At 70.5% G+C, this 10,972-nt stretch carries 1 protein-coding gene; it reads left to right on the forward strand.

From position 1 onward, the window contains the following. Window positions 1-43: 43 nt before the first annotated feature. The coding region (locus QNJ12_RS08135; protein WP_300621370.1) for a hypothetical protein at window positions 44-10,972 on the forward strand (10,929 nt) is incomplete at its 3' end.

Below are 10,972 nucleotides of genomic sequence, written 5' to 3' on the forward strand. Positions count from 1 at the left end.
TCCGTACTAGCGTTGACCGGCGGAAGGACCTTCATTGAGCAGCGTGAACCGGGCGAGGGCGAGACGACGTTCGATTCGCGCGTCGCGCCTCGGCGCCGCGCTCGTCATCCTCGCCTCGACGGCCGTCACGATCGCACCGGCCGCCGACCCGGTCGAGGCCAGGACCGCCCGAGCGTTCGGCATCCGCTTCCAGACCGACACCAACGGCGCGATCGACATCTTCGGCAACACGTTGCTGACCTGCCCGGGCAGCTGCGCCACCGTGCAGAACCCGACGGGCACGAACAGCCGGTACAACAACCAGTTCGACATGACACCGGTCGACGCCGACTCCGACCCGTCGACCTCCAACTCGTCCTCTGCAACCGTCTCGTACCCCGCCGGGGCGACGCTGCTCTTCGCCGGCCTCTACTGGGGCGCCCAATCGAACTCCGGCCAGCGCAACCGCCTCGACCTGCGGGTGCCGGGCGCGGCGTCGTACACCACCGTCACAGCGAGCCAGCTCGACAACTTCGGTCAGGACTACCAGGCGTTCGCCGACATCACCAGCGTGGTCGCAGCGGCGGGCCCCGGTGAGTACTTCGGCGCGAACATCCGCGCCAACGAGAACCGCAACGACTACGCGGGTTGGGCGATCGTCGTCGCCTACGAGGATCCGGCCCTACCACTCCGGAACCTCACGGTCTTCGACGGCTACGGCTTGGTGGCGAACCGCTCAGCGGATCGGATCCTCGACATCCCGCTGTCGGGGTTCCTCTCGCCGCCGACCGGGCCGGTCAACGCTGAGCTCGGTGTGATCGCCTACGAGGGCGATGGTGGGATCCGCGGCGACCAGTTCCTCCTCGACGGCAACGTGTTGAGCAACGGGCAGAACCCGTCGGACGACTTCTTCAACTCCACGGTGTCGACCGACGGCTCCAACGACGGCGGTCGCAACCCCGACTACCAGAACACGCTCGGGTTCGACGCCGACGAGGTCGACGTGTCCGGCATCATCCCGAACGCGGCGACGTCGGCGACGCTCCGCCTGACCACCACGGGTGACGCCTACTTCCCCGGCATGGTGTCCACGCAGATCGACCTCTTCGCGCCGCAGTTCCCGACCATCACGAAGACGGTGGTCGACGTCAACGGCGGCACCGCCCAGGTCGGCGACGTGCTCCACTACTCGGTCTCGATGACGAACGTCGGCCTCGATCCGGCGCTCGACGCCCGCATCAGCGACGTGATCCCGACCAACACCACCTATGTGCCCGAGTCGATGCTCGTCAACGGCAGCCCGGTCGGCGACTCCGGCTCCGACGGGGACGCCGGCGAGTTCGACGGCACGCGGGTGTCCGCATTCGTCGGCACCGGCGCGACCAGCACCGGCGGGGGCACGATCGGGCCGAACGAGTCGGCGCAACTCGAGTTCGACGTCACCATCGACATCGCGGCCGCCGGCACCGACGTCACCAACGTCGCCCAGTTCGACTACGTCGCGCAGACGCTCGGGCAACCGTTCACGTTCACGACCAACTCGGTCGTCACGCCCGTCGACCCCCTCGCCGATCTCGCGATCTCCAAGGTCGCCTTCCCCGAGCCGTTCATCGCCGGCGCGGCTGCCGGCTACACCCTCACGGTCACCAACAACGGGCCGAACCCCGCTGACAACGTGTCGGTCGCCGACGTGCTGCCCGCCGAGTTCGCCGGCGCCACGGTCACGCCGTCCCAAGGGTCGTGCACCGGTTCGTTGAACTGCACGATCGGCACCCTCGGCGTCGGGGCGTCGGCCACGGTCGACGTGAGCGTGACCCTCGCGTCCGGAACCGATCCCGCCCTCGTGATCAACAACACGGCGACCGTCACCGGTTCGGTCACCGATCTCGACACCTCGAACAACGCCTCGACCGTCAGCACGGCAGTCGACGCCGAGGCCGACCTCCGGATCAGCAAGTCAGCAGGACCGGTCACGGCCACGGCCGGTGAGCCGCTCACCTACACCGTCACGGTGGTCAACGACGGGCCGTCCGACGCCGACGCAGTGCAGGTCGCCGAGATCCTGCCGCCCGAACTGCTCTCGCCCGTGCTGACACCGAGTGCCGGCGGCGCGTGCACCGGCACGACGTGCACGTTCGCCGGTTTGGCCCCGGGCGCCAACGCCACGGTCACCGTGAGCGGAACGGTGTCGACATCGGCCTCCGGAACGCTCACCAACGCCGCCACGGCGTCGGCCGCCACCCCGGACCCCGACCCGGGCGACAACACGGCGGTGCTCGACTCGCCCGTCGTGCAGAGCGCCGATCTCTCGGTGACGAAGACGGCATCGCCGTCCCCTGCCGTCGCGGGCGAGCTCGTGACGTACACGGTCACCGTCGCCAACGCCGGCCCCTCCGACGCCACCAACGTCGCGCTGGCCGACACCCTCCCGGCACTCACGGGCGTCACCGTCACGTCCAACGCCGGCACGTGCACGGGAACGTCGTCGGTCTCCTGCGACCTCGGCACGATCGCCGACGGCGGGCAGGTCGTCGTCACCGTCACCGGTACCGTGCCGGCCGACCAGACCGCCGACCTCACGAACGTGGCCTCGGTGTCGTCCGATGCGCCCGACCCGGTCGCCGGCAACGACAGCACCAGCCTCGACACGCCGGTCGTCGCGGTCGCCGATCTCCGCATCGAGAAGACCGTGGCCCCGAACCCGATCGTGATCGGCTCACCGGTCACGTACACGATCACGGTCACGAACGACGGCCCCTCCGATGCAGCGTCCGCAACGGTGGCCGACACGCTCCCGGGCGACCTCGCCGGTGTCACCGTGTCGTCGTCGCAGGGTGGGTGCGCTGCGTTCCCCTGCGATCTCGGGCCGATTGCGGCCGGCGCCTCGGCGACGATCACCGTCGGCGCCACCGCCACCGGCACCGATACCGACAACACGGCCACCGTCAGCTCGACGACAACCGACCCCGACGGCAGTGACAACTCGGCGACCGTCACGACCACGGTGACGTCGATCGCCGACCTCCGCGTCGACAAGGCAACCGACGTGACACCCGTCGCCGCCGGCGAGTCCGCCAGCTGGACCATCACCGTGACGAACGACGGACCGTCCCCCGCCGGACCGTTCGACGTCGTCGACATCCTCGACCCGGCCTTCACGCCGACCTCGGCCACGATCGACGCAGCGGCGTGCGTCATCGCCGGCCAGACCGTGACCTGCAGCTCGGCCGGCCTCGCTGTCGGTGCGTCGGCGACGCTCGCGATCACCGCCGACGTCGACCCGTCGACGCCGGCTGGCACCATCGCCAACACGGCATCGATCAGCGGCGCCACGACGCCCGACCCGGCCGTGTCGAACGACAGCGCCAGCTCTGACCTCGAGATCACGACCTCGGCCGACCTATCCGCCAGCAAGACCGTCGACACCGACCCGATCACACCCGGCTTGCCGGCGACGTTCACGGTGACGGCCTCGAACGCGGGGCCGTCAGACGGTGACGCCGTCGTCGCCGCCGACGTGCTGCCACCCGGCTGGACGCTCGACGCGGCCACCGATCCGCGCTGCAGCCTGATCTCGGGAGTCGTCGACTGCGACTTCGGCGTGCTCGCGGCCGGCGGCAGCACTTCGGCCACCATCGTGGTCGTCCCACCCCCCAACACGACCGGTGGCGCGTTCACCAACACGGTCACGGTCTCGTCCAACACGCTCGACCCGGACCCGGCGGACAACGCCGGTACCGCCGGAGCGACCATCACGCCCGTCGCCGACATCTCGGTGACCAAGGTCGAGTCGCTCGACCCGGCGGTCGCCGGCGAGGCCATCGGCTACACGATCGAGGTCTCGAACGCCGGACCATCCGACGCCCGCACCGTCACGCTCGCAGATGCCGACCTGGCCGGGCTCGAGGGTGTGACGATGACGCCGGCCCAGGGCACGTGCGACACCGTCGCGTTCACCTGCGATCTCGGCACGATCACGCCCGGCTCGGTCGTCGCCGTCACCGTGACCGGGACCGTGCCGTCGAGTGCCACGCCGGGCACCGACGTGCTCACCAACACCGTCACCGTCGCCAGCCCTGCGGACACCACCCCGGCCAACAACACAGCCACCGAGCTCACGTCGATCGTCCGATCGGCCGATCTCGCACTCGCGAAGTCGACCGACGTCGCCACCGCCGTGGCGGGCGATCCGGTCACGTGGACGATCGCCGTCACCAATCAAGGGCCGTCGGCCGCGGCCAACGTCTCGATCAGCGACACGCTCCCGGCGGGGCTCGTGCTGGGCGGCGCGACGACGAGCATCGATGCTGGCAGCTGCTCGCTCGCCGGGCCCGCACTCTCGTGTTCCGTGCCGACGCTCGCAGCCGGCGCCACGGCGACCGCCACCGTGACCGCCCAGGTCGATCCGGCGTTCGCCGGGACGACACTCGACAACTCGGCGTCGGCGACGTCCGACGACCCCGACGACAACCTCGCCGACAACGTGCAGGCTGTCAGCCTTCCGGTCGTGAGCCGCGCCGACCTGACGATCACGAAGAACCCCTCCAACCCGACCCCGGTCGCAGGAGAGTCGGTCACGTGGGTCGTGCAAGTGGCGAACGCCGGTCCGTCGTCCGCCCTGTCGGTCGAGGTCGACGACGTGCTGCCGGCCGGCTTCGCGCCGACCGGACCGCCGGTCACCACGACCGGCGCGTGCGATGCCACCGTCAACTGCGTCCTCGGAACGCTGGCCGTCGGTGCGCTGGTCACGATCACGATCGAGGGCACGCTCGGCACCGACGCACTCGGCGTGCTGACCAACACGGCGACCGTCACGTCCACCACGACCGACCCCGCCCCGGGCGACAACACTGCAACCGCCGACGTCGACGTGAGGGGGCTGGCTGATCTGTCGATCACCAAGGTCGGCGACCTCGTCGAGTTCACCGCGGGCTCGCCGGCGTCGTGGACCATCACCGTCGACAACACCGGCCCGTCGGACGCCGAGAACGTCGCCGTCGCCGACACCCTCCCGCCGGCGGGATTCGCCGGTGCCACCCTGGTCCCGTCGCAGGGCGCCTGCACCGGCGCATCCTGCGACCTCGGCACCATCGCGGCCGGCGGTTCGGCGACGATCTCCGTCAGCGGCACGATCTCGGCGGCCTTCACCGGTGCCGACATCACGAACGCCGCATCGGTCTCGACGACCACACCCGACCCCGACGGGTCGAACGACGCGACGAGCTCGACGGTGCCGGTCGCGCCGGTCGCCGACCTGTCGATCACGAAGCGCGCGATCGGCGAGCCGTTCGTGCCCGGTGCGCCGGTCACTTGGGAGATCGTGGTCACCAACAACGGACCGTCGGACACCGCCGACGCCACGGTGACCGACACGCTTCCCGCCGGCGCCCTGATCACGTCGGCAACCGCCGCACCCTCGGGCACGTGCACCGGAACCGGCACCTCGTCGCTGTCCTGCGACCTCGGACCGCTCGCAGCTGGTGCGGTCGTCACCGTGACCGTGGCCGCGGACCTCCCGGCAGGGGTCGCTGCCGGCACCTTGACGAACACGGCGACGGTCTCGTCGACGACCGCCGACCCGGACGGCACGAACGACTCGTCGACCGACGTCGCCGACGTCGTGCCCGAGGCTGACCTGCAACTCGCCAAGGCGTTCACGACGATCAACGCCGTCGCCGGCCAGCAGGTGCTCTGGGACGTGACCGTGGTCAACGCCGGCCCGTCCGACGCCCGCAACGTCGTCGTGACCGACCCACTGCCGCCCGGTCTCACGCTCGCGTTCTTCCCGCCCGGATGCACCGGCACGACGACGATCACGTGCAGCCTGGGCGACCTCCCCGACGGTGCGACGGTGACGCTGAACTTCGTCGGCGACCTCTCCCCCGACGCCCGCGGGGTGCTGTCGAACACGGCCACCGTCGCCGGCGACACGGCCGATCCGGACGGCTCGAACGACAGCGCGACGGCGACGCGGACGATCGACGTGACGAGCGACGTCACGATCGTGAAGACGGCGCCCTCCCCCGTGCCGGTGCCGGGTGGCGCCCCCGGGCGCTGGACGATCACGCTGACCAACAACGGGCCGTCCACCGCCAACGGCGTGACCGTCGATGATCCGATCACCGGCGTCGTCAACGTTGCGCTCGGGGCAGCCGGATCCTCCGGAGCCTGCAGCACGGCGGTCGTCTGCACGATCGGCGACCTGCCTCCCGGCGCCAGCGTGACGGTGCTGATCGACGTCGCCTACCCCGCCGACGCGACACCGGGCACCGTGAGCAACACCGCGACCGTCTCGGCCTCGACGCCGCTCACCGGCACGCTCTCGTCGACCGATTCCTTCGCGCTCGCCGCGAGCGCCGACCTGGTCATCACGAAGGTGCTGCCGGGCGATCCGATCACGGCCGGCACGGCCGGGAGCTACGTCATCGACGTCGTCAACCAAGGGCCGAGCGACGCCTCCGGCGTGCTGGTCACCGACGTGCTTCCCCCGCAGGCGACCAGCCCCGTCGCGCCGGCCGGGTGTTCGATCGCCACTGGCACGCTGACGTGCAGTGTCGCCACGCTCGCGTCGGGTGCCGCCGTGCAGTACACCGTCGACTTCGTCGCCGATCCGGCCACGGTGGCGGGCGACCTCGACAACACGGCGACCGTCACGGCGACGAGCGCCGACCCCGACGGCACGAACAACTCGGCGTCGATCACCACCGGCGTGGTCGCGGTGGCGGATCTGGTCGTGTCCAAGGGCCTGAACAGCGGTCCGTCACCCGCGATCGCCGGGTCGGCCACACCGTTCGTGTTCGAGGCGACGGTCGACAACAACGGTCCGTCGGCTGCGGCGAACGTGGTCCTCACCGACGTCGTGCCGGCCGGGTTCACACTGAACGCCGCCTCGGTCACGGGCACCGGTGAGCTGGCGGGCGCATGTTCCGCGAGCGGTGCGACGATCACCTGCTCGGTCGCCTCGCTGCTCGCGACCGGTGGCGTCACCTACGAGGCGACCCTCGACCCCGACACGCCCGCAGGGCCGCTGACGAACACGGCGACGGTCACCAGCACGACGACCGATCCTGCGCCCGACAACAACAGCGACGACCACATCACCGACGTCGAGCGTGCGACGGCGGTGACCTTCACCAAGACGTCGACCACGCCGAACCCGCTGGCCGGCACCACGGCGTCGTGGCAGGTGACGGGCACGGTCGCCGGGCCCTCGACCGCCGAGGCGTCGACGTTCAGTGACACCTTGCCGGTGGGGTTCACGCCGACCTCGGTGACCGCCACCGTCGACGCCGCACCCGTCGCGTGCACGGTCGCCGGACGCCTCATCAGCTGCCCACTCGGCGAGCTCGCCCCCGGCGCGAACCTCCTCGTGTCGATCACCGCCGACATCGACCCGGCGCTGGCGTCCGGCGGCTACGACAACGCAGCGAACTTCTCCACGATCACGCCGGGCGGCAGCAGCTCGTCGACCGCCACGACCACGCTCGGCCGGCAGGCCGATCTGACCACGTCCAAGGTGCCGGTGGGCGTGGGACCGTTCGTCGCCGGCCAGCCGCTCGCCTGGACCATCACCGTCACCAACAACGGGCCCTCGACGTCGGAGAACGTGACCGTCACCGAGGCGCCATCCGGCGACTACCTCGTCGACGGCCTCAGCGCGTCGCAAGGCTCGTGCACCGCCGTGTCCTGCGACCTCGGGACGCTGCTGGTGGGCGACAGCGCCACGATCACGGTCCGCGGCTCGGTCGATCCCGCTGCGCCGGCCGGCACGGTGGGCAACGTGGCGTTCGTCGGGTCGGACACGCCGGGTGCGACACCGCCGGCCATCGGATCCGCACCGACCATCCGCGAGGTCTCGCTGCGCGTCACGAAGACGGCCGCTCCCGTCGTCGCCACGGCCGGAAGTGCGCTGACGTGGACGGTGACCGTCGTGAACGACGGCCCGTCGACGGCCGAGAACGTCACGGTCGACGACGTCGTGCCGGCCGAGCTCGTCTCCCAGGTCGTCACCCCCTCGGTCGGCACGTGGGCGGCGCCGACGTGGACGGTGGGCACGCTGTTGGTGGGCCAGGTCGCCACGCTGACGATCGACGGCACGCTGATCCCTGCATACGACCTTCCCGACACCAGCAACACTGCGACCGTCGCCACCTCCGATCCGAACGTCGGCGACACCGCCGCAACCGTCACCACGCCGGTGCTCCGGAGCGCCGACGTCGCCGTCGACAAGCGCACGATCACCAGCCCGGTGGTCGCGGGCGCGCCGGTCACCTGGGAGATCGACGTCACGAACAACGGGCCATCCGATGCCACCGATGTCGTCGTGACCGACGTCGTGCCGTCGTTCATGGAACCCGACACGGCGACCTTCACGGTGGCGCCTCCCACAGCTGCGACGTGCGACGCGGCGACCGGCGTGTGCGACTTCGGCACGATCACCGCCGGCACGCCGACCACCACCATCACGGTGACGGCAGACCTGGCCGCCGACACCGAGGCGGGCCTGGACCTCGTCAACACGGCAACCGCCACGACGACGACACCCGACCCGGACGGTTCGAACGACACCGCCACCACGACCGACCCCGTGACGACCGTCGCCGATCTCGTGATCGCGAAGGTGGCGGTCACCGACCCGCTCGTGGCCGGAGCGCCGGCGACGTGGCGGATCACGGTGACGAACAACGGGCCGTCCGACGCGCAAGATCTGACCATCACCGACACGCCGACCGGGGTGCTGGCGGGCGCGTCCGCGAGCTCGGGAGGCGCGGCTTGTACCGGGTTGACCTGCACGCTCGCATCCCTCGGTGCCGGCGAGCAGGTCGTGGTCGACGTGACCGGCACCCTCGCCGCCGGCATCCCCGACGGCACCGACGTCACGAACACCGCCGAGGTCACCTCACCCACCGATCCCAACTCCGGCACCAAGACAGCGAGCGTCACGGCGCCGGTCTCGAGGCGTGCCGATCTCCGCGTCGAGAAGGTCGTCACCACGCCTCCCGTCGCCGGTGAGCCGGTCGTCTGGACCGTCACCGTGACGAATGACGGCCCCTCCGATGCGCTCCCGGTGACGCTGACGGACGTGCTGCCGCCCGAGGTGACGAACGCATCGCTGGTGCCGAGTCAGGGCACGTGTCCCGGCGATGCGTCGCCGTGCGACCTCGGCATCATCACCGCTGGCGCAGCTGTCACGGTGACGGTGACGGCCGATGTGCCCTCGGGCGTCGCCGACGGCACCACGATCACCAACAGCGCCTCAGCGTCGTCGGTGACGACCGATCCCGATGGTTCGAACGACACCGGTTCGGTCGACGCGACCGTGGTGGCCGAGGTCGACCTCTCGATCGACAAGGTGGTGCTGACGCCCGTCGTCGTCGCAGGCGAGCCCGTGTCGTGGTCGGTCACACTCACGAACAACGGTCCGTCCGACGTCCAGAGCCCGCTGATCACCGACTTCCTGCCCGCCGACGTGTCGTTCGTCGGACTGGCCCCCTGCGCGGAATCCACGCCCGGCCAGGTCCTCTGCCCGCTCTCCCCGATCGTGGCCGGCGGGTCCGACACCGTGACCGTCGTCGGTGTCGTCGACGCCGCCGTTCCCGACGGAACCGTGCTCACCAACACTGCGTTCGCGTCGTCGGAGATCCTCGACTCCGACCTCTCCGACAACAGCGACTCGGTCGACTCCCCCGTGACGACGTCGGCTGACCTTGCGGTGGCGAAGGTGCTCGACACCAGCCCGGTGGTGGCCGGTGAGGACGTGACGTGGACGGTGACGGTGACCAACAACGGGCCGTCGGATGCCCAGAACGTCAGCGTCGCCGACACGTTGCCGGCCAACGTGACGTTCGTGTCGACTGCCGGGTGTGCGGAGGACCCGGACGGGAGTCCGATCTGCAGCCTGGGCACGATCGCAGCCGGCGCCTCGGCGAGCTACACGATCACCGGGTTGCTCGCCGCCGACGCTGCTGATGGGTCGACGATCGCCAACAGCGCCGCGGTCAGCTCGGACACGGCGGATCCGACGCCGGGCAACGATTCGGTGACGACGCCTGATGCGCCGGTGACCACCTCGGCTGACCTGGCGGTGGCGAAGGTGCTCGACACCAGCCCGGTGGTGGCTGGTGAGAACGTGACTTGGACGGTGACGGTGACCAACAACGGGCCGTCGGACGCCCAGAACGTCAGCGTCGCGGACACGTTGCCGGCCAACGTGACGTTCGTGTCGACTGCCGGCTGTGCCGAGGACCCGGCCGGCAACCCGACCTGCAGCCTCGGCACGATCGCCGCCGGCGCCACCGCCAGCTACGCGATCACCGGGCTGCTCGCGGTGGACGCGGTCGATGGGTCGACGATCAGCAATCAGGCCACGGTTGCGTCGTCGACGGCGGATCCTGACGGGTTCAACAACACGGTCTCGTCGGCGCCCGCTCCGGTCACGACATCGGCGGATCTGGGGGTCGCGAAGGTGCTCGACACCAGCCCGGTGGTGGCCGGTGAGGACGTGACTTGGACGGTGACGGTGACCAACAACGGGCCGTCGGACGCCCAGAACGTCAGGGTCGCAGACACGCTGCCGGCCAACGTGACGTTCGTGTTGACTGCCGGCTGTGTCGAGGACCCGGCCGGGAACCCGACCTGCAGCCTGGGCACGATCGCAGCCGGCGCCTCGGCGAGCTACACGATCACCGGGCTGCTCGCCGCCGACGCTGCTGATGGGTCGACGATCGCCAACACCGCTGTCGTCAGCTCCGACACCGCCGATCCCGACGGGTTCAACAACACGATCTCCTCGGCGCCAGCGCCGGTGACGACGTCGGCGGATCTGGGTGTGGCGAAGGTGCTGGACACCGATCCGGTGGTGGCGGGTGAGAACGTCACGTGGACGGTGACGGTGACCAACAACGGCCCGTCGGACGCCCAGAACGTCACCGTCACCGACACCCTGCCCGCCAACGTCACCTTCGTGTCCACCGCAGGGTGTGCGGAGGACCCG

It is taken from the genome of Ilumatobacter sp., assembly GCF_030065885.1.
GTDB lineage: Bacteria > Actinomycetota > Acidimicrobiia > Acidimicrobiales > Ilumatobacteraceae > Ilumatobacter.